Raw genomic sequence first — 18,383 nt, 5'->3', positions numbered from 1 at the left:
CGTCCGGGCCGTACGGGGTGAGTGGTGACGGGAGGACGGCTTACGTGAGCGACTGGGATCCGGGGCTGGAGGACGACGAGGCCGGGGCGGTGATCCGGACGGTCTCACGACAGCTGAAGCTGTGGCGGGAGGCGGCCGGCCTCACTCAGGCCGAGTTCGGGGCGGCCATCGGGTACGGGGAGGAACTGGTTTCCTCGGTGGAGCGGGGACGGCGGATTCCCCGGCCGGAGTACCTGGCCGCGGCGGACGAGGCGTTGGACGCGGCCGGGAAGATCACCGCCATGAAGACGGACTTGGCAGAGGTCCGGTATCCGAAGAAGGTACGGGACCTTAAAAAGCTGGAGGCAGAGGCGGTCGAGCTGTGCGCCTACAACAACTCCGTGATCCACGGGCTGTTGCAGACGGAGGAGTACGTGCGCGCGTCGATGGCCACCCGAAGGCCACCGTTCACGGAGGAGGAATTGCAACAGCAGGTGGCCGCCCGCCTGGCGCGCCAGGACATCCTCGCCGAAGCGCCGCTGCGAGTGTTCAGCTTCGTCCAATGTGAGTCGACGCTGCGGCGCCCTGTCGGTGGCAGGATGGTCATGCGAAGGCAGCTCGAACACCTGCTGGACGCCGGTCGGTTCAGAAACGTCGACTTGCAGGTCCTGCCCTTGGACCGGGAGGACAACGCCGGTCTGGCGGGTTCGTTCAGGCTGTTGCGGCTGCGGGACGGCAGCACTGTCGGACACAACGAGGTGCAACTTGTCAGCCGCGTGATCACCGACCCGAAAGAGGTTCAGGTGCTGGACATCCGCTATGGGATCATCCGCGCACAGGCTCTCACTCCTCGGGAGTCACTGGCCTTCATCGAGAAAGTGCTTGGAGAGACATGAAGCTGGAGTGGATAAAGAGCAGCTACAGCACGCCTGACGGCCCCGACTGTGTCGAGGTGGCCACCGTCCCCGACCAGATCCTCGTCCGCGACTCCAAGAACCCCACCGGCCCCCGCCTCGCCCTCACCCCCACCGCGTGGGCGACCTTCCTGCCGTACGCCGCTGACCACTGAGCGTGCGGGTGCCCTGGACAGGGCACCCGCCACACCTCAGGTCGTCGACCGACGCCTACGCGCACCCGGCCGCCGCTCGCTCGGCCGCGTCACCGGATCCCCGTTCTCCACGGCAGCAGCCCGCCGCTTCAGGCCGAAGTCGGCCAGCGCCTCGGCCAGCTTGTGGACGGACGGCTCCGGGGCCATGACATCCACCCGCAGGCCATGCTCCTCGGCCGTCTTCGCCGTCGCCGGGCCGATACAGGCGATCACCGTCACGTTGTGCGGCTTACCCGCGATACCGACCAGGTTCCGGACCGTCGAGGACGACGTGAAGAGAACGGCGTCGAAGCCGCCGCCCTTGATCGCCTCCCGCGTCTCCGCCGGCGGCGGCGACGCACGCACGGTCCGGTAGGCCGTGACGTCGTCCACCTCCCAGCCCAGCTCGATCAGACCGGCGACCAGCGTCTCCGTGGCGATGTCCGCGCGGGGCAGGAAGACACGGTCGATCGGGTCGAACACCGGGTCGTACGGCGGCCAGTCCTCCAGGAGGCCCGCCGCCGACTGCTCACCACTCGGCACCAGGTCCGGCTTCACGCCGAAGGCGACCAGCGCCTTGGCCGTCTGCTCGCCCACCGCGGCCACCTTGATGCCCGCGAAGGCACGCGCGTCGAGGCCGTACTCCTCGAACTTCTCGCGTACCGCCTTCACCGCGTTGACCGACGTGAAGGCGATCCACTCGTAGCGGCCGGTGACCAGGCCCTTGACCGCCCGCTCCATCTGCTGGGGCGTGCGCGGCGGTTCCACCGCGATCGTCGGGACCTCGTGCGGCACCGCGCCGTAGGACCGCAGCTGGTCGGAGAGCGACGCCGCCTGCTCCTTCGTACGCGGCACGAGCACCTTCCAGCCGAACAGCGGCTTGGACTCGAACCACGACAGCTGGTCGCGCCGGGCGGCGGCGGAACGCTCGCCGACCACGGCTATCACCGGCCGGCCGCCGTCCGGGGACGGCAGCACCTTCGCCTGCTTCAGGGTCTGCGCGATCGTGCCGAGCGTCGCCGTCCAGGTGCGCTGACGGGTCGTCGTACCGGCGATCGTGACGGACAGGGGGGTGTCCGGCTTACGCCCCGCCGAGACCAGCTCGCCCGCCGCCGCGGCGACCGAGTCCAGGGTCGTGGAGACGACGACCGTGCCGTCCGAGGCGCCGACCTCCGTCCAGCAACGGTCCGACGCCGTACGGGCGTCCACGAAGCGGACGTCCGCGCCCTCGGCGTCCCGCAGCGGCACACCGGCGTACGCGGGCACGCCGACCGCCGCCGCGACGCCCGGGACCACCTCGAAGGGCACCCCGGCGGAGGCGCAGGCGAGCATTTCCTCGGCCGCGTACGTATCAAGTCCCGGGTCCCCGGACACCGCACGGACGACCCGCCTGCCGCCCCGCACAGCCTCCATGACAAGATGAACGGCATCCCGGGCAGCAGCCGGGGCAGCGGCGGGTGTTGACGTGCCGTCAACGACCGTCAGCTGGGGCGTGCCCGTGCCCGGCGGCGAGACCGAAGAGGGATCGGCGTCCGTCTGCACGACGGAGACGCCCTGTCGGGCGTGCGTCCGGATCACGTCGAGCACCTCGTGCTCGGCGATCAGGACGTCCGCGTTCGACAGCGCCTCCACGGCGCGCAGAGTCAGCAGTCCCGGATCTCCGGGTCCGGCACCCAGGAAGGTGACGTGCCCGTGTTCCGGACCGGCGGCAGGAAGGGCGGTGGGGCTCAATGTGCTCGCTCCCCCATCAGACCGGCCGCGCCCTGGGCGAGCATCTCGGTGGCGAGTTCGCGACCGAGTGCTGTCGCCTGGTCGTGCGTCTGGGGCACGGGACCGGTGGTGGACAGCTGCACCGTGCGGGTGCCGTCGGGAGTGCCGACGACGCCGCGCAGGCGCATTTCCTTGACAATCTGCCCGTCGGCCAGGAGGTCGGCCAGCGCGCCCACAGGGGCGCTGCAACCGGCCTCCAGGGCGGCGAGCAGTGACCGTTCGGCGGTCACGGCGGCCCGCGTGAACGGGTCGTCGAGCTCGCCGAGTGCCGCGATCAGGTCCGCGTTGTCCGCGGCACACTCGATCGCCAGGGCCCCCTGGCCGGGGGCGGGCAAAACCGTGTCGACCGACAGGAAGTCGGTCACCTCGTCGATCCGGCCTATCCGGTTCAGTCCGGCGGCGGCCAGTACGACGGCGTCGAGTTCGCCGTCCTGGACGTACCGGATCCGGGTGTCGACGTTGCCGCGTATCGCGACCGTCTGTATGTCCAGGCCGTGGGCGCGGGCGTACGCGTTCAGCTGCGCCATGCGGCGCGGCGCGCCGGTGCCGATGCGTGCCCCGCGCGGCAGGTCCGTGAACTTCAGCGCGTCCCGGGCGACGATCACGTCGCGCGGGTCCTCGCGCACCGGTACGGCGGCCAGGACCAGGTCCTCGGGCTGCGCGGTCGGCAGGTCCTTGAGCGAATGAACCGCGAAGTCGACCTCGCCCTTCAGCAGCGCGTCGCGCAGCGCCGTGACGAACACGCCGGTGCCGCCGATCTGCGCGAGTGCCTCGCGGGAGACATCGCCGTACGTGGTGATCTCGACCAGCTCGACGGGCCGCCCGGTCACCCGGCGGACGGCCTCCGCCACCTGCCCGGACTGGGCCATGGCGAGCTTGCTGCGCCTGGTCCCCAGCCTCAGTGCCTTCTCAGTCATGCCGGTCGGTCCTTCTTGTCTGTGCTGTCCCCGGCCCGGGAGACGGAGGCGACCGTCTCGGGGTCGAGGTCGAACAGGGTGCGCAGCGCGTCCGCGTACCCGGCGCCGCCGGGCTCGGCCGCGAGCTGCTTGACCCGTACGGTCGGCGCGTGCAGCAGCTTGTCGACGACCCGGTGCACGGCCTGCCGGATCTCCCCGCGCTGGCGTTCGTCCAGGTCGGGCAGGCGGCCGTCGAGCCGCGCGATCTCACCGGCGACGACGTCGGCGGCCATGGTGCGCAGCGCGACCACGGTCGGCGTGATGTGCGCCGCCCGCTGTGCCGCCCCGAAGGCCGTGACCTCGTCGGAGACGATACGCCGGACCTGGTCCACATCGGCGGCCATCGGCGCGTCGGCGGAAGCCTCCGCCAGCGACTCGATGTCGACGAGCCGCACCCCGGCCAGCCGGTGCACGGCCGCGTCGATGTCCCGGGGCATGGCCAGGTCGAGCAGGAAGAGGAAGGGCGCCGGACGCTCGGCCGGCGGCTCCGGCCTGCGCCGCTCGGGGATGCGGCCCACGCTCGCGGCGGTCGCGGCGAGCGCGGTGATCAGCTCGGCGTCCGCCTCGGGGCTGCGGCGGCCCGAGCGGTCGATCGTCTTGCCTGCGGCCCAGGCCGCGTGCTGCTCCAGGGTGGCCGCGTCCATGCCGGCGACGGCGGCCTCGCCCATGAGGGAGAAGCCGGGCTGTACGGCGGCCAGGTCCAGCGGGCAGTTCTCGTCGTTGCCGACGGTGCTGGGCAGCGGGGCCGTCTTCTCGGCCGTGACACCGGTGTCGGCGACGGCCGGCCGGCCTGTGCGGCCCTCGACCGCCTGCGCGACCGCCTGCGCCGTGAGCACCAGGCCCGTGGCCCCGGTGCAGGAGACGACGACGTCGGCACGTGTCAGCTCGCCCGGCACGGCGTCCATCCGTACCGCGCGGGCGGTCACCGCGTTGTCGTCGGCCTCGGTGAGGATCTGCGCGAGCCGCTCGGCGCGCTCGAAGGTGCGGTTGGCGACGACGACCTCGGCGACCCCGGCCCGCGCGAGCGTGGCGGCGGCCAGCGAGGACATCGACCCGGCGCCGATGACCAGCGCCTTCTTGCCCCGGGCCCAGTCCTCGACGGCTCCGCCGACGGCCAGCTGCTCCAGGCCGAAGGTGACCAGGGACTGGCCGGCGCGGTCGATGCCGGTCTCGGAGTGGGCGCGCTTGCCGACCCGCAGACCCTGCTGGAACAGGTCGTTCGTCAGCTTGCCGGCGGTGTGCAGCTCCTGCGCCCTGGCCAGGGAGTCCTTGATCTGGCCGAGGATCTGCCCCTCGCCGACGACCATCGAGTCCAGGCCGCAGGCCACCGAGAACAGGTGGTGGACGGCCCGGTCCTCGTAGTGCACGTAGAGGTAGGGAGTGAGCTCCTCCAGGCCGACGCCGCTGTGCTGGGCGAGCAGCGTGGACAGCTCGGCCACACCGGCGTGGAACTTGTCGACGTCGGCGTACAGCTCGATGCGGTTGCAGGTGGCGAGCACCGCGGCCTCGGTGGCCGGCTCGGCGGCGACCGTGTCCTGCAGCAGCTTCGTCTGGGCGTCCACGCTCAGCGCGGCCCGCTCCAGCACACTGACCGGCGCGCTGCGGTGGCTCAGCCCGACGACGAGGAGACTCATGCCGGCATCACGGCGGGTACGTCCCCGTCGGGCCCCTGGTCTGCGGAATCGTCGGCGGCTGCGCCACGGGGAGCGGACGCGGGCAGCGCGCCCTCGCCCACCGCGGTCTCCATGGGAGCCTCCTCACCGGCCTTGCGCTGCTCGTGGAAGGCGAGGATCTGGAGTTCGATCGAGAGGTCGACCTTGCGCACGTCGACGCCGTCCGGGACGGTCAGCACGGTCGGCGCGAAGTTCAGGATGGAGGTCACCCCGGCGGCCACGAGCCGGTCGCAGACCTGCTGGGCGGCACCGGCGGGGGTGGCGATGACGCCGATGGACACCCCGTTGTCCTTGATGATCTTCTCGAGGTCGTCGGTGTGCTGCACCGGGATACCGGCGACGGGCTTCCCGGCCATGGCGGGGTCGGCGTCGATCAGCGCGGCGACCCGGAAACCACGCGAGGCGAACCCGCCGTAATTGGCCAGGGCGGCGCCGAGGTTACCGATACCGACGATGACAACCGGCCAGTCCTGGGTCAGGCCGAGTTCACGGGAGATCTGGTAGACGAGATACTCCACGTCGTAGCCGACACCGCGCGTTCCGTAGGAGCCCAGGTAGGAGAAGTCCTTGCGCAGCTTGGCGGAGTTGACCCCCGCCGCGGCCGCGAGCTCCTCGGAGGAGACCGTGGGTACCGAGCGCTCCGACAGCGCGGTGAGGGCTCGGAGGTACAGCGGAAGCCTGGCGACGGTGGCCTCGGGAATCCCTCGGCTACGGGTCGCCGGTCGGTGTGTTCGGCCAGTTGCCACGGTGCTCCTGCGGGTAGAGCGGGGCTGTAGGCGGTCGTACGTCTCCGGACCGCCCCGTTGACAGCAGGCTATGTCTTTGTGAACGCGTGCACAAAGATGGTGTCCGATTTGCCCGGCAGAAGTGACCGGGGTCACGCGCCCTTCGCGCCCTTGACGGGAACCGGCGCATACGCACCGACGTTCCTTCGTTACTGGGGGCAAAATCGCACACTCTCCTCACGAATCCCGCCCCCGAGATCACTCCGCCGTCGATCCTAAGCGACTTTCCGACCTCTTTGGACTACTCGGTCAGTGCCCGGCGCAACCGCTCCTCGTTCACGCGCCAGAAGGTGTGCTGTTCACCGTCGATCAGTACGACCGGGATCTGCTCCCAGTACCGATCGTGCAGGGCCCTGTCCTCGGTGATGTCCTTCCGCTCCCAGGACACGCCCAGTTCCACGCAGACCTTCTCGACCACGGCCTGCGCGTCGTCGCACAGATGACAGCCGGGCTTGCGGATCAGCGTGACCAGCCGGACACGGGGGGCGACGGGGTCGGTCGGGTCTGCCTTGCGCCGGAAAAGTGGACTCATACCGGCCATTCTCGCGCGTGCCGCGCACGCTTTGGATCAGGTCTTTAACGGCTCGGTCGCGGAGAGTTCACACACACCCAACCTCTCTTCCGACGGAAGCACCGAACAGACTGGCTATGCTCACGACATGGCCGCTCTCGGATGGCTCACTCCCCGTAGGCGCTCCGCCACGGCGCGCAGCGTGTTGGCAGGCGAGGCCTCGGCGGAGGCTGCCCGCAAGTCCTCGCAGGAGGCGCAGGAAACTCCGCACGTCACCCACAAGGAGCCGGAGTTCCCCGTCATCGGCGACGAGAAGGCGGCTGCCTTCTTCGACCTCGACAACACCGTCATGCAGGGCGCCGCGCTCTTCCACTTCGGCCGGGGCCTGTACAAGCGGAAGTTCTTCGAGACGCGCGACCTCGCCAAGTTCGCCTGGCAGCAGGCCTGGTTCCGGCTGGCCGGCGTCGAGGACCCCGAGCACATGCAGGACGCGCGCGACTCGGCGCTGTCGATCGTCAAGGGCCACCGGGTCGCCGAGCTCGAGTCGATCGGCGAGGAGATCTACGACGAGTACATGGCCGACCGCATCTGGCCCGGCACCCGCGCCCTGGCCCAGGCCCACCTGGACGCCGGGCAGAAGGTGTGGCTGGTCACGGCGGCCCCGGTGGAGATCGCCCAGGTGATCGCCCGCCGCCTGGGCCTCACCGGCGCGCTCGGCACGGTGGCCGAGTCGGTGGACGGCGTCTACACCGGCAAGCTGGTCGGCGAGCCGCTGCACGGGCCGGCGAAGGCGGAAGCGGTACGCGCGCTGGCCTCGGCCGAGGGCCTGGACCTTTCCCGCTGCGCCGCCTACAGCGACAGCCACAACGACATCCCGATGCTGTCCCTCGTCGGCCACCCCTACGCCATCAACCCCGACGCGAAGCTGCGCAGGCACGCCCGCGAGAAGGACTGGCGCCTGCGCGACTACCGCACGGGCCGGAAGGCGGCGAAGGTCGGCATTCCGGCGGCGGCGGGCGTCGGAGCGGTGGCCGGTGGCACTGCGGCGGCCATCGCCTTGAGCCGGCGGCGGCGGTAGCCCGGCGCTGGTCGCGCCCCACGCGGCGGATCCGCATGTCGACACAGCCCCGCACCCCTTCGGGGCCCTTCCCCGCGCGCCTGGATTATGCCGCGGCCATTTCAACACGCCCTGTACCTCACCGAAACCGGCCAGATTTCGGTCAACAAGTGATCAGGCTGCGGCACTTGATAGGACCTCAACCGGTAACAGAAGCGACGCAATCGATGATTTGAGCAACTCGGTGTAGCAGTGCCTGCACGAAGCGTTATTCTCCTCAGACGCAAACCGGTACCCCTCCGTCGCTACGACGGGTGAATGGTTCCGTACTGCACGTGATGGAAGCTCTGCCTCTGGGAGTCCCGTGTACCCACACGTCGGGGTTGACGCCTCGGGCCTGGCTACGCTGCGCGCAATGGTCGCGACGGTCAAAGAGACGCTGCGCGGCCTCGCCCCCGCCGCGTACGCCGTCCCCGCCCTAGCCGGCGCCGCGCCCGTGGGCCCGTGCTACGCACTGGCCGACGGCGGCGCCGCGGTCGGCAGACGAGGGCGCTCCGCCGGGGGCGCCGCCACCGCCCGCCGCCCGGCCGCGGACAGCGACAGCGCCCGGATGATGGACCTGGTCGAGCGCGCCCAGGCGGGCGAGGCCGAGGCCTTCGGCCGGCTGTACGACCAGTACAGCGACACGGTGTACCGGTACATCTACTACCGCGTCGGCGGCCGCGCGACCGCCGAGGACCTGACGAGCGAGACCTTTCTGCGGGCCCTGCGCCGGATCGGCACCTTCACCTGGCAGGGCCGCGACTTCGGGGCCTGGCTGGTCACGATCGCCCGCAACCTCGTCGCCGACCACTTCAAGTCCAGCCGCTTCCGCCTGGAGGTCACCACCGGCGAGATGCTCGACGCCAACGAGGTCGAGCGCTCCCCGGAGGACTCCGTCCTGGAGTCCCTGTCGAACGCCGCGCTGCTGGACGCCGTACGCCGGCTCAACCCGCAGCAGCAGGAGTGCGTGACGCTCCGCTTCCTCCAGGGCCTCTCGGTCGCCGAGACGGCCCGCGTCATGGGCAAGAACGAGGGCGCCATCAAGACCCTCCAGTACCGCGCCGTCCGCACGCTCGCCCGTCTCCTGCCGGACGACGCGCGCTGAGACCGGCGACTCTCGGCAACACTCAACTCACGTTCCGTGAACGCCCGTTGCCTTTCCGATCCGGGCATCCGCCGTCCGTAACCCAAGTGCCGCGCCAGTCGTTGTGCGGGATACAGGCTCCCTGTGGTCACGTCCTGGCCGACCCTGATCGCTCGATCGTGTGAAGTGGTCGCGGGCGTGCAACCCTCAGGACCCCCTGGGGAGTCGACCGTCATGACGAGAGGAGGTGCCGCCAGTGATCGCGAACGTTTCGGCGCACCGGCGGGCGAACGCCTTCGCCCAGGCCCTGGAAGAGCAGTCCGACCGGGACACGGCGGCCGAGCAGTCCGTAGGCACGGCGGGTTCCCCGCCGACCGCCGAGGAACAGACCGAGCGGGGCAAGCTGCTGGCCCTGGCAGTGGGCCTCGGCGCACTGCCCAAGCCGCAGCTCGACCCCGAGGTCAAGGTCGTGCAGCGCGCCCAGCTGGTGGCCGCGATGGAGGCCATGCTCCAGGAGGGCACGGGGGCGGCGGACGCGTCGGTACCGGAACAGCGCGCGTCCCGGTCACGGGGCGCGCACCGGGCGAGCCCGCTGGGCAAACTCCGCCCGCGTTCCCGGCTGACCAAGGGGCTCGCGGCGGGCGGACTCAGCGTGGGCGTGGCCGCGGGAGCCTTCGGCGGGGTCGCCGCCGCCAGCTCGAGCGCCCTGCCCGGTGACTCCCTCTACGGCCTCAAACGCGGCATCGAGGACTTCAAGCTCAACTACCTGACCAACGGCGACGACCAGCGCGGCCAGACCTACCTCGACCAGGCCTCCACCCGGCTCAGCGAGGCCCGCCGGCTGATGGAGCGCGGTCGCGGCGGCCACCTCGACCACGAGTCCATCAGCGAGATCCGCCGCACGCTCTCCGGCATGCAGCAGGACGTCAGCGAGGGCCACCGCCTGCTGCACGAGGCCTACGAGGCGAACCCCGACCACCTGGGCCCCATCCAGGCCCTGTCCACCTTCTCCCGCTCCCACCGGGAGGCGTGGACCGCGCTCAGCGACAGGCTGCCCGTACAGCTCGGGGACGTCAAAGAGCAGGTGTCGTCGGTGTTCGACGCCATAGACCAAGAGGTCGCCCCGCTGCAGTCGCTGCTCCCGCATTCGCCCGCCCAGGGCGGCGACGGCAAGCGGCAGGGCTCCGGCTCGGCATCCACCGGCTCCTCCGGCGGCCACCGGTCGACGGCACCCAGTTCCTCCGGAACCACCCCGTCCTCCGGCAAGCACGCACGCTCCGGCGACCCGAGCGGATCGGCCACCAACAGCAGCGGCGAAGGCCTGCTCGGCGGGTCGACGGGCGGCCTGCTGGAGCCGCCGAAGACCGGCACCGGCAGCAGCACCCCGTCCGCCAGCAAGCCCCCGGCAACGCCTCCCGCCGTCACCCTCCCCCCGCTCCTCCCCGGCCTCCTTCCGGGCCTGGGCATCGAAGGCGAGGACACGCACTAGCGGCGGTACGACCACGGCAGTGGCCTACGACAGTGGGGGCGCCCTTTCCGAGCAGGGCGCCCCCACTCGGCTTTCTCAAAGAGAACAGACCAGCAGAACAGACCGGCAGAACACCGGTCAGAAGAACACCGAGCGGCGCTGCACGAGCAGCTTGTACAGCGTGTGCTGGATCTGCTCGCGCACCTGGTCGGTCAGGTTGAACATCAGCATCGGATCCTCGGCCGCCTCCGCCGGATACCCGTCCGTGGGAATCGGCTGCCCGAACTGGATCGTCCACTTCGTCGGCAACGGAACCGCTCCGAGCGGCCCCAGCCACGGAAACGTCGGCGTCAGCGGGAAGTACGGAAAGCCCAGCACCCGCGCCAGCGTCTTCGCGTTGCCGATCATCGGGTAGATCTCCTCCGCCCCCACGATCGAGCACGGAATGATCGGCGCCCCCTGCCGCAGCGCGGTCGAAACAAAGCCGCCCCGCCCGAACCGCTGCAGTTTGTACCGCTCGCTGAAAGGTTTCCCGATGCCCTTGAAGCCCTCCGGCATCACCCCGACCAGCTCACCCTGAGCCAGCAGTCGCTCGGCGTCCTCCGCGCAGGCCAGGGTGTGCCCCAGCTTGCGGGCCAGCTCGTTGACCACCGGCAGCACGAAGACCAAGTCGGCCGCCAGCAGCCGCAGATGACGGTCGGCCGGGTGGTGGTCGTGCACGGCGACCTGCATCATCAGCCCGTCCAGCGGCAGCGTCCCGGAGTGGTTGGCGACGATCAGCGCACCGCCCTTCGCCGGGATGTTCTCGATGCCCTTCACCTCGACCCGGAAGTACTTCTCGTACACCGGCCGCAGCAGCGACATCAGGACCTGGTCGGTCAGCTCCTCGTCGTAACCGAAGTCGTCGACGCCGTAGTCCCCGGTCAGCCGGCGCCGCAGAAAGGCCAGCCCGGCCGCCACACGCCGCTCCAGGCCGCCGCCCGGCCCGTCGGCACCCGACGACCGCTCCTGCGGCTGCTCCGGCTTCTCCTCACGGCTCACAGGCCCATCTTCCCGTGCCCGGCCCCGGCCCGGCAGCGGCTGGACCTCACCCATCTCCCCGGTCCCGGTCCCGGACTCGGTGTGGGCGCCGCGCCGGCTGCCCGTGCCGCGGCGCCGCGCCGGGCGCTGTGCGGCGCTCCCGCGGGACCGGTCGTCGTCGAACGGAATGACCTTGGCGTCCGCCATTGTTGCCGCTCTCCTCAGTCGGTGCTGTCGGCGCTGTGCGTCGTGGGCCGGCCGCCGCCCCTCGCGGCGAGCGCGGCGACCCGGTCGACGGCCCCCGCGAGAGCCTCCGGCGGCACCAGTCCGGGACCCTGGCCGCGCGCGAAGTCCGCGAACGTCTCCGCCGTCGTGTACCTGGGCGTGTAGCCCAGCGTCTCGCGCATCTGGACGGTGTCCACCACCCGTCCGTGCGTGAGCAGCCGGATCTGCTCCGGCGAGAAGTCCGTCATACCGAGCGTACGCACCAGCGAACCCGCCCAGGTGACCGCGGGCAGCAGCAGCGGCACGGTCGGCCGCCCGAGCCGCCGGGAGCACTGCGAGAGCAGCAGCACACCGTCCCCGGCGATGTTGAACGTGCCGCTGTTGAGGGTGCCCCGGCGCGGCTCGTGGGAGGCGATCCTGAGCACCTCGACGACGTCGTCCTCGTGCACGAACTGCAGGCGCGGGTCGTAGCCGAACACGGTCGGCAGGACGGGCAGCGCGAAGTAGGAGGCGAGCGGGGTGTCGGCGGCCGGCCCGAGGATGTTGGCGAACCGCAGCACGCACACGGCGACGTCCGGCCGCCGCCGGGCGAACCCGCGCACATACCCCTCGACCTCGACGGCGTCCTTGGCGAAACCGCCGCTCGGCAGGGACTTCGGCGGGGTCGTCTCGGTGAACACGGCCGGATCGCGCGGCGCGGAGCCGTACACGTTCGTGCTGGACTTCACCACCAGCCGCTTCACGGTCGGCGACTTCTGGCAGGCGCCGAGCAGCTGCATGGTGCCGATGACGTTGGTCTCCTTGACCGTGGCCCGGTTGCCGCTGCCCAGCGCCGTGCCGGTCACGTCCATGTGGACGACCGTGTCGGCACCGGTCTCGGCGAGCACCCGTGCGATCGTCGCCTGCCGGATGTCGGCCTGGATGAAGTCCGCGCCGCCCAGATGGTGCGCCGGCGGCACCGCGTCCACGGCGATCACCCGGTCGACCTCGGGATCCCGCTGGATCCGCCGTACGAACCGGCCGCCCAGTTGCCGGGCCGCTCCGGTGACGAGCACGACCTTCCCCAAGATCCGCGCCTTCCCTCGTACGTGATGCGTACGGCCAACCTAGCGGGTCGATGTTGCGCTGTGATGACCGCCCGATGCACGAAGTGACGGAAATTCACTCATCGGAATATGCCAGGCCGCCGAACACGCCTGTGGCCCCCCATCAGTATCGATGGGGGGCCACAGATCCGCGCTGACACGCTCTCGCGGCGCCGCTTACTTCTTGTTGCGGCGCTGAACGCGCGTGCGCTTGAGCAGCTTGCGGTGCTTCTTCTTGGCCATCCGCTTGCGCCGCTTCTTGATAACAGAGCCCACGACTACCCTCGCTCACTTCTCATCACTCGGTTGTTTGGGCGCCATGGGCCCACACGACCTACGAGGGGCTAGCCTACCCAACCGAGCGCCAAGGTCGTAATCGAGGGGGTTGCCCCGGGTCACCCCGGGGTCACCCTGGAGTTGCCGTCAGGCCGTCTCCACCCCCACATAGCTGTCACGGAGGTACTCGTGTACCGCTTGCTCCGGGACACGGAACGACCGCCCGACCCGGATAGCGGGCAGATGACCGCTGTGCACCAGGCGGTACACGGTCATCTTCGACACTCGCATCACCGAGGCGACCTCCGCCACGGTAAGGAACACGACCTCGTTCAGAGGCCTCTCGTCAGCTGCAGCCATGACACACCTGAACCTTCCGCACTCGACGGCCACCGGCTTCCCCTTCCGGTGACTCTTCGTCGTTGCGTGCTCACTCCCCAATGTAGGGGCGGGTGATGCAAGTGGGGAAGAGGTGCACCCATCGCAGGCCTACTGTGACAGACATGCTCGTTTGAGTACGTAGCGGGTGAGCGGCCGGTAGTGATCAGACGGCCCGGCGTCCTCAACCGGAACGGCGACGGACACGCGCCCCTCTGCCTCCCCCACGAACAGCGCCGGATCGTCGGTGTCGGCCAGACCGATGGCCTCGAACCCCAGCTGACCAGCGCCGCAGACCCACCCGTGGTCCCCCACGACCAACTCGGGCATCGGCCCTCCGCCCTCCGCCGCGGCCTCCAGCGCGACCCGAACCGGCAGCGGCGAATGACTGTGCACGCCGGGCTCACAACCGGGGCGCCCACCGTCGGTTTCCCGCACCAACCCGACCCCTCGTGCGTAGTCCACTGCACACGTACGTAGACCGAACCGGGTCAATATGTCGACACAGCGACCCTGCGCGGGAGTGAGCACGTCACACCCCGCCGCCGAGAGGGCGTCCGCCAAGCCGGCGTAGAACCCGAGCAACCGCTGCGGATGCCCGGTCCCGAACAGCACGGGCGCACCGCGCCTGGCCGCCTCCCGGATCCGGCCCGCGAAGACGTCCAACGCGGCCAGCGTGCGCTCCGGATCGATCACGTCCGGCCCCGAAGTGTGCCGCGGATCGGCCGAAACCCCGCACTTCTCCGCCATCAGCCCAAGCAACTCCGGCTGGCCCCAGGCACCTTCAGGATCGATTCCGATCAGCACCCGGGGATCCCGGGCCGCGAACAGCCGATAACTCCGCAGACTGTCCTCCCGGGAGGTCCCCACCTCCCCGGCAAACCGAACAGCCAGCAGATGCGCGCGCAGAGCTCCGCCGGTCGACATGGGTGCGATGGTGACGCATGGGGGCGGCAGCGGGGGTGCAAACCGGGGAAGTGCGCACGGTTGGCGTAATGCGGGACGAAGGCGACGGCTACCTTTCAGCCACCCGAGCCACGCGGGCCCGCTCCCGGCTTCAGGCAAGCAACCCGCGCAACGGGAACACCGCCCGACGAGTGGCCCGTACGGCCTGGTCCAGGCGATCGGCGGGGTCGTAACCCGACTCCCACGACGCCCAACTCACCGGCCACCGCCCATCGGTCATCCGCTGCGGACCGATCTGCCGGGTCCGAGCGAACACCTCCTGCCGCCACGCCTCGGGGATCACCGCCTCCGGCGCAACCGGTCTCCCCGCCGCGATCCCCACCAGATGCGTCCACGACCGCGGCACGACGTCGACCACCGCGTACCCGCCGCCCCCGAGCGCGACCCACTTCCCCCCGGCGTGCTCGTGCGCCAGCTCATGACACGCCACCTGCACGGCCCTCTGTGCGTCCAGCGACACCGCAAGGTGCGCGAGCGGATCCTCGAAGTGCGTATCCGCCCCGTGCTGCGACACGAGCACCTGCGGCCGGAACTCCGCGAGCAGTTCCGGCACCACAGCGTGGAACGCCCGCACCCACCCCGCGTCCCCGGTCCCCGCCGGCAGCGCCACGTTCACCGCGGCGCCCTCCCCCGCCCCGGCCCCGGTCTCCTCCGGCCACCCGGTCTGCGGGAACAACGTACGGGGATGCTCGTGCAGCGAGATCGTCAGAACCCGCGGATCCTCCCAGAACGCCGCCTGCACCCCGTCCCCGTGATGCACGTCGACATCCACGTAGGCGACCCGCTCGGCCCCCAGCTCCAGCAACCGGGCGATGGCCAGCGAGGCGTCGTTGTAGACGCAGAACCCCGACGCGCCCCCGGGCATCGCGTGGTGCAGCCCGCCGGCGAAGTTCACGGCGTGCTCGGCCTCCCCCCGCCACACCGCCTCCGCCGCACCCACCGACTGCCCGGCGATCAGCGCGGACACCTCGTGCATGCCCGCGAACGCGGGATCGTCGAGGGTCCCGAGCCCGTACGACAGGTCCGCCGCCGCTGGATCGGCCGACGCGGCCTTCACGGCGTCGATGTAGTCCTGCCGATGGACCAGCCGCAGCGTCGACTCCCCGGCCGGCTTGGCCGCGACGACCTCCATCTCCCGGTCGAGCCCGAAGGCACCCACCAGTTTCCGGGTCAGTGCCAGCCGGACCGGATCCATCGGATGGTCCGGGCCGAAGTCATAGCCCGTTACTGCCTCGTCCCACATCAGCTGTGCGCGGCCGCTCATGACCGCCACCGTATCGGTCCGGTTGAGCGGCGAACGACCTGGCGTACACCAGCGTCACCAGCACCAACACCATCGGCACGAGCATGGCGCCCCGATAGCTCCAGGCATCGCCCAGAGCACCCACCAACGGCGAACCGATCAGAAAACCCACGTAATTGAAGATATTGAGCCGTGCGATGGCCGCATCCGAAGCCCCGGGGAACAGCCGCCCCGCCGCCGCGAACGTCTGCGGCACCAGCACGCACAACCCCAGACCCAGCAGCGTGAACCCGAGCATCCCCACCCATGCCCCGGGCGCCGAGGCCACCACCGCGAACCCGCCGGCCGCCACCAGCGTCCCGAGCCGTACGACCGCCACGGCCCCGAACCGCCGCACCCCGAGGTCCCCGATGGCCCGTCCCAGCAGCGTCGTCACCATGTACACGTTGTACGGCACGGTCGCCAACTGCTCCGAACTGCCCAGCACGTCCTTCAGGTACTTCGCGCTCCAGTTGGAGACGGTCGAGTCCCCGATGTAGGCGAAGGTCATCACCAGACACAGCGGCAACAGCAGCTTGAAGACGAGGCCCCCGGCCTGGCCCTGGTCCTCCCCCACGGGCGCCGGATCCCCGTCGACGTACCACCGGCTCCCCACGAGCGTCGCCGGCAGCAGGACGGCCACCACCGGCAGGTACGACACCCACAGCGCGAGATGCCAGTGCGCCCCGACCCACGCCAGCGAGGCACCCAGGATCCCGCCCAGGCTGTACGCGGCATGGAAGCTGAGCATGATGCTGCGCCCGTACGACCGCTGCAGGCTCACCCCGAGCATGTTCATGGAGGCGTCCAGCGCACCCACGGCCAGCCCGAAGGCGCCCAGCGCCACCGCCAGCTCCGCGACGTGCCCGCCCGCCCCGGCGCCGAGCAGCGCCAGCAGGACGACCGGCTGGGACCAGCGCAGCAGCCGGCTGGGCCGTGTCCGCTTCACCAGCTGTTCGGTGGTCACACTGCCGACACCGGCGAGGATCGGTACGGCGGCCAGGAAGACCGGCAGCAGCGCGTCGGAGACGCCGTACCGGTCCTGGATGGCCGGGATCCGCGTCACCAGCAGGGCGAAGGTGGCGCCCTGGGCGAAGAAGCTGAACGCCAGCGAGGCCCTACCGCGCCGCAGCACATCCGTCATGGCGGCGAGCGTAGGGCCCCGGGCTACCTGTGGGTAGATCCAGCCAAAGATGAATTTCCTTCAGCTTTACCGAGTGCCGCTTCGTCGAGTGGCGGCTCAGGCGGCGACAGCGACTTCGGGTGTCCCGGTGCTGGCGGCATCGCCCTCGGCGGCCTCGACCTCGGCGGCCAGCATCTCCTCCATCGGCCCGACGGCCAGGCCACCGCTGACCACGAACCCGATCACCATCGCGCCGACGAGGAAGACGCTGCCGAGCCACACCATCGTGTCCACAGGAATGGTGTACGCACCCACAACCCGGGCGACACACTCGGCGAGCAGCACCAGCCCCCAGACAACCGAGAACGCCCTCTCCTTGCTCCGGAAGGCCCCGGACCGGACCGACGCCCCGGAGACGAGCCGCTCCCAGGCGGCCTCCCTGGCCTCGTCGCCCTTGACCAGGAACGGCTTCATGCCCGCGGTCATCATCGGCTTGCCCAGCCAGACGGAGACGAGGATGCCGAAGGCGACGACGCTGCTGACCCCGCTGTCCTTTGCGAGCATCAGCCGCGGGTCACCGGAGACGAAGCTCAGCAGCAACGAGACGACGTTGACGACCAGGATGAGACCGGCCAGCGCGTTCGTCCTGCGCTCCTTGACCAGGCCCCACACGGTCCGCAGCGCCGGCACCACACTGCTCCAGGCGAGCGCGGCGAAGGTGCTCATCCCGAAGGCGTCCTTGAGGAGGTAGTACGAGCCGAGCGGCACCGCCACGTCCAGGAGCAACGGCTTGAAGTTGTCCAGCACGCTCGGGTTCTGCTTCTGCTGCTGCTCGGTCCGGCCCTGGGTCCCCGTGTTCTTCGTCATGCCCTCAGCTTCGCCGCCGCGGGGAGTCGCCCAGTAGAAACGATCGTCCGGACGTCCGCATGACAATTGTCAGACCTGGACCGGTGGCTCAGGTCATACCAGCAGGTCGGCCAGCTCGCCCATGGAGGAGAACAGTTGGCCGGCGCCGGCCAGCTTCGCCGCCGGCGTCATCGCGGTGAAGCCGTAGACCGTCATCCCGGCCGCCACAGCCGCCTGGACGCCCAGCGGAGAGTCCTCCACGACCAGACACCGCTCCGGCGCCACCCCCATGCGCTCCGCGGCGTACAGGAAGAGATCCGGCGCCGGCTTCCCACGCCCCACGTCCTCGGAGCTGAAGATCCGCTCCTCCGCGAACCACCGGTCGAGCCCGGTCGTACGGTGCCCGACCCGGATCCGCGCATGACTCCCCGAGGAGGCCACGCAGTACGGCACTCCGTCCGCGGCCAGTTTCTCCAGTACGCCGGCCACGCCCGCCACGGGCTGCAACTCCCGCTCGAACGCGGCGAACACGCGCGCGTGGAAGACGTCGTCGAAGTCGTCCGGCAGCCGCTGACCGGTCCGCTCCAGCACGAGCTCATGGATCCGGTGCATCGCCGAGCCCATGTAGTCCCGGATGGAGTCCTCGTACGACGTCGGGTGCCCCAACTCGGTCAGATAGGCGGCCAGATGCCGATTGGAGATGGGCTCGCTGTCGACGAGCACGCCGTCGTTGTCGAAGATGATCAGGTCGTAGCGCATGGACCAACTCT

At 70.4% G+C, this 18,383-nt stretch carries 19 protein-coding genes; 5 read left to right on the top strand and 14 right to left on the bottom strand.

Annotated features, from left to right (window positions below):
- The first annotated feature begins 44 nt into the window (after positions 1-44).
- Positions 45-875, top strand: a complete 831-nt coding sequence (locus tag LMU33_RS34375; protein WP_228624827.1) for a helix-turn-helix domain-containing protein — start codon at positions 45-47, stop codon at positions 873-875.
- The gene (locus tag LMU33_RS34370) at positions 872-1,048 is read left to right on the top strand and encodes a DUF397 domain-containing protein (RefSeq protein ID WP_228624825.1); all 177 of its coding nucleotides are present in this window, start codon (positions 872-874) and stop codon (positions 1,046-1,048) included. The genes LMU33_RS34375 and LMU33_RS34370 overlap by 4 nt, the downstream gene beginning before the upstream one ends.
- Positions 1,049-1,084: 36 nt before the next feature.
- Here the strand turns inward: LMU33_RS34370 and LMU33_RS34365 are convergent, their stop codons facing one another.
- From LMU33_RS34365 to LMU33_RS34345, 5 genes are all read right to left on the bottom strand, one after another.
- Complete coding sequence (locus tag LMU33_RS34365) at positions 1,085-2,797, bottom strand: bifunctional uroporphyrinogen-III C-methyltransferase/uroporphyrinogen-III synthase (protein ID WP_228624823.1); 1,713 nt, start codon at positions 2,795-2,797, stop codon at positions 1,085-1,087.
- A complete protein-coding gene (gene hemC / locus LMU33_RS34360; RefSeq protein ID WP_228624822.1) occupies positions 2,794-3,753 on the bottom strand; it encodes a hydroxymethylbilane synthase in 960 nt (319 codons plus the stop codon). Before hemC ends, LMU33_RS34365 begins: the two co-directional genes overlap by 4 nt.
- On the bottom strand, positions 3,750-5,426 hold the full coding sequence (locus tag LMU33_RS34355; RefSeq protein WP_228624820.1) for a glutamyl-tRNA reductase: 1,677 nt from the start codon (positions 5,424-5,426) through the stop codon (positions 3,750-3,752). The genes hemC and LMU33_RS34355 overlap by 4 nt, the downstream gene beginning before the upstream one ends.
- Positions 5,423-6,211 (bottom strand): redox-sensing transcriptional repressor Rex, encoded by a 789-nt coding sequence (locus LMU33_RS34350; protein ID WP_228624818.1) that lies wholly within the window; start codon positions 6,209-6,211, stop codon positions 5,423-5,425. Before LMU33_RS34350 ends, LMU33_RS34355 begins: the two co-directional genes overlap by 4 nt.
- 280 nt (positions 6,212-6,491) lie before the next feature.
- On the bottom strand, positions 6,492-6,791 hold the full coding sequence (locus tag LMU33_RS34345; protein ID WP_228624816.1) for a glutaredoxin family protein: 300 nt from the start codon (positions 6,789-6,791) through the stop codon (positions 6,492-6,494).
- 118 nt (positions 6,792-6,909) lie between these two features.
- Here LMU33_RS34345 and LMU33_RS34340 point away from each other — a divergent pair, with 118 nt between their 5' ends.
- The 3 genes from LMU33_RS34340 to LMU33_RS34330 all read left to right on the top strand — a co-directional run bounded on the left by LMU33_RS34340 (position 6,910) and on the right by LMU33_RS34330 (position 10,433).
- Positions 6,910-7,839, top strand: a complete 930-nt coding sequence (locus LMU33_RS34340) for an HAD family hydrolase (protein ID WP_228624814.1) — start codon at positions 6,910-6,912, stop codon at positions 7,837-7,839.
- Between the two features lie 343 nt (positions 7,840-8,182).
- Positions 8,183-8,965, top strand: a complete 783-nt coding sequence (locus LMU33_RS34335; RefSeq protein ID WP_228624812.1) for an ECF subfamily RNA polymerase sigma factor, BldN family — start codon at positions 8,183-8,185, stop codon at positions 8,963-8,965.
- A 235-nt stretch (positions 8,966-9,200) separates the two neighbouring features.
- Positions 9,201-10,433 (top strand): DUF5667 domain-containing protein, encoded by a 1,233-nt coding sequence (locus tag LMU33_RS34330; RefSeq protein ID WP_228624810.1) that lies wholly within the window; start codon positions 9,201-9,203, stop codon positions 10,431-10,433.
- Between the two features lie 117 nt (positions 10,434-10,550).
- Here LMU33_RS34330 and LMU33_RS34325 read toward each other — a convergent pair whose 3' ends face one another.
- From LMU33_RS34325 to LMU33_RS34285, 9 genes are all read right to left on the bottom strand, one after another.
- Positions 10,551-11,639, bottom strand: coding sequence for a lysophospholipid acyltransferase family protein (locus tag LMU33_RS34325; protein WP_228624808.1), 1,089 nt, complete (start codon positions 11,637-11,639; stop codon positions 10,551-10,553).
- A 14-nt stretch (positions 11,640-11,653) separates the two neighbouring features.
- On the bottom strand, positions 11,654-12,724 hold the full coding sequence (locus LMU33_RS34320; protein WP_228624806.1) for an NAD-dependent epimerase/dehydratase family protein: 1,071 nt from the start codon (positions 12,722-12,724) through the stop codon (positions 11,654-11,656).
- 195 nt (positions 12,725-12,919) lie between these two features.
- Positions 12,920-13,018, bottom strand: a complete 99-nt coding sequence (locus LMU33_RS34315; RefSeq protein ID WP_003948845.1) for a 30S ribosomal protein bS22 — start codon at positions 13,016-13,018, stop codon at positions 12,920-12,922.
- A gap of 147 nt (positions 13,019-13,165) precedes the next feature.
- Positions 13,166-13,378, bottom strand: coding sequence for a helix-turn-helix domain-containing protein (locus LMU33_RS34310; RefSeq protein WP_159045602.1), 213 nt, complete (start codon positions 13,376-13,378; stop codon positions 13,166-13,168).
- Between the two features lie 129 nt (positions 13,379-13,507).
- On the bottom strand, positions 13,508-14,323 hold the full coding sequence (locus LMU33_RS34305; protein ID WP_228624804.1) for a phosphatase: 816 nt from the start codon (positions 14,321-14,323) through the stop codon (positions 13,508-13,510).
- Positions 14,324-14,453: 130 nt separating this feature from the next.
- Positions 14,454-15,626 carry an acetoin utilization protein AcuC gene (locus tag LMU33_RS34300; RefSeq protein WP_228624802.1) on the bottom strand — a complete coding sequence of 391 codons (1,173 nt, stop codon included), beginning with the start codon at positions 15,624-15,626 and terminating at the stop codon, positions 14,454-14,456.
- Positions 15,577-16,788: an MFS transporter gene (locus LMU33_RS34295; protein ID WP_228624800.1), complete on the bottom strand. Its 1,212-nt coding sequence runs from the start codon at positions 16,786-16,788 to the stop codon at positions 15,577-15,579. Before LMU33_RS34295 ends, LMU33_RS34300 begins: the two co-directional genes overlap by 50 nt.
- Positions 16,789-16,884: 96 nt before the next feature.
- Positions 16,885-17,634 (bottom strand): VC0807 family protein, encoded by a 750-nt coding sequence (locus LMU33_RS34290; protein ID WP_228624798.1) that lies wholly within the window; start codon positions 17,632-17,634, stop codon positions 16,885-16,887.
- 93 nt (positions 17,635-17,727) lie between these two features.
- On the bottom strand, positions 17,728-18,372 hold the full coding sequence (locus tag LMU33_RS34285) for an HAD family hydrolase (RefSeq protein WP_228625039.1): 645 nt from the start codon (positions 18,370-18,372) through the stop codon (positions 17,728-17,730).
- Between the last annotated feature and the right edge of the window lie 11 nt (positions 18,373-18,383).

This window comes from Streptomyces barringtoniae, from assembly GCF_020819595.1.
Classification (GTDB): domain Bacteria; phylum Actinomycetota; class Actinomycetes; order Streptomycetales; family Streptomycetaceae; genus Streptomyces; species Streptomyces barringtoniae.
The sequence above is the reverse complement of the archived record's forward strand: the minus strand, read 5'-3'. Positions and strand labels throughout refer to the sequence as shown.

What these genes read in the sequence shown, in the direction of transcription:
- LMU33_RS34370 (WP_228624825.1), top strand. Translation starts at nt 872, where the DNA reads ATGAAGCTGGAGTGGATAAAGAGCAGCTACAGCACGCCTGACGGCCCC.
- hemC (WP_228624822.1), bottom strand. Translation starts at nt 3,753, where the DNA reads ATGACTGAGAAGGCACTGAGGCTGGGGACCAGGCGCAGCAAGCTCGCC.
- LMU33_RS34355 (WP_228624820.1), bottom strand. Translation starts at nt 5,426, where the DNA reads ATGAGTCTCCTCGTCGTCGGGCTGAGCCACCGCAGCGCGCCGGTCAGT.
- LMU33_RS34345 (WP_228624816.1), bottom strand. Translation starts at nt 6,791, where the DNA reads ATGGCCGGTATGAGTCCACTTTTCCGGCGCAAGGCAGACCCGACCGAC.
- LMU33_RS34340 (WP_228624814.1), top strand. Translation starts at nt 6,910, where the DNA reads ATGGCCGCTCTCGGATGGCTCACTCCCCGTAGGCGCTCCGCCACGGCG.
- LMU33_RS34325 (WP_228624808.1), bottom strand. Translation starts at nt 11,639, where the DNA reads ATGGCGGACGCCAAGGTCATTCCGTTCGACGACGACCGGTCCCGCGGG.
- LMU33_RS34310 (WP_159045602.1), bottom strand. Translation starts at nt 13,378, where the DNA reads ATGGCTGCAGCTGACGAGAGGCCTCTGAACGAGGTCGTGTTCCTTACC.
- LMU33_RS34305 (WP_228624804.1), bottom strand. Translation starts at nt 14,323, where the DNA reads ATGTCGACCGGCGGAGCTCTGCGCGCGCATCTGCTGGCTGTTCGGTTT.
- LMU33_RS34300 (WP_228624802.1), bottom strand. Translation starts at nt 15,626, where the DNA reads ATGAGCGGCCGCGCACAGCTGATGTGGGACGAGGCAGTAACGGGCTAT.
- LMU33_RS34295 (WP_228624800.1), bottom strand. Translation starts at nt 16,788, where the DNA reads ATGACGGATGTGCTGCGGCGCGGTAGGGCCTCGCTGGCGTTCAGCTTC.
- LMU33_RS34290 (WP_228624798.1), bottom strand. Translation starts at nt 17,634, where the DNA reads ATGACGAAGAACACGGGGACCCAGGGCCGGACCGAGCAGCAGCAGAAG.
- LMU33_RS34285 (WP_228625039.1), bottom strand. Translation starts at nt 18,372, where the DNA reads ATGCGCTACGACCTGATCATCTTCGACAACGACGGCGTGCTCGTCGAC.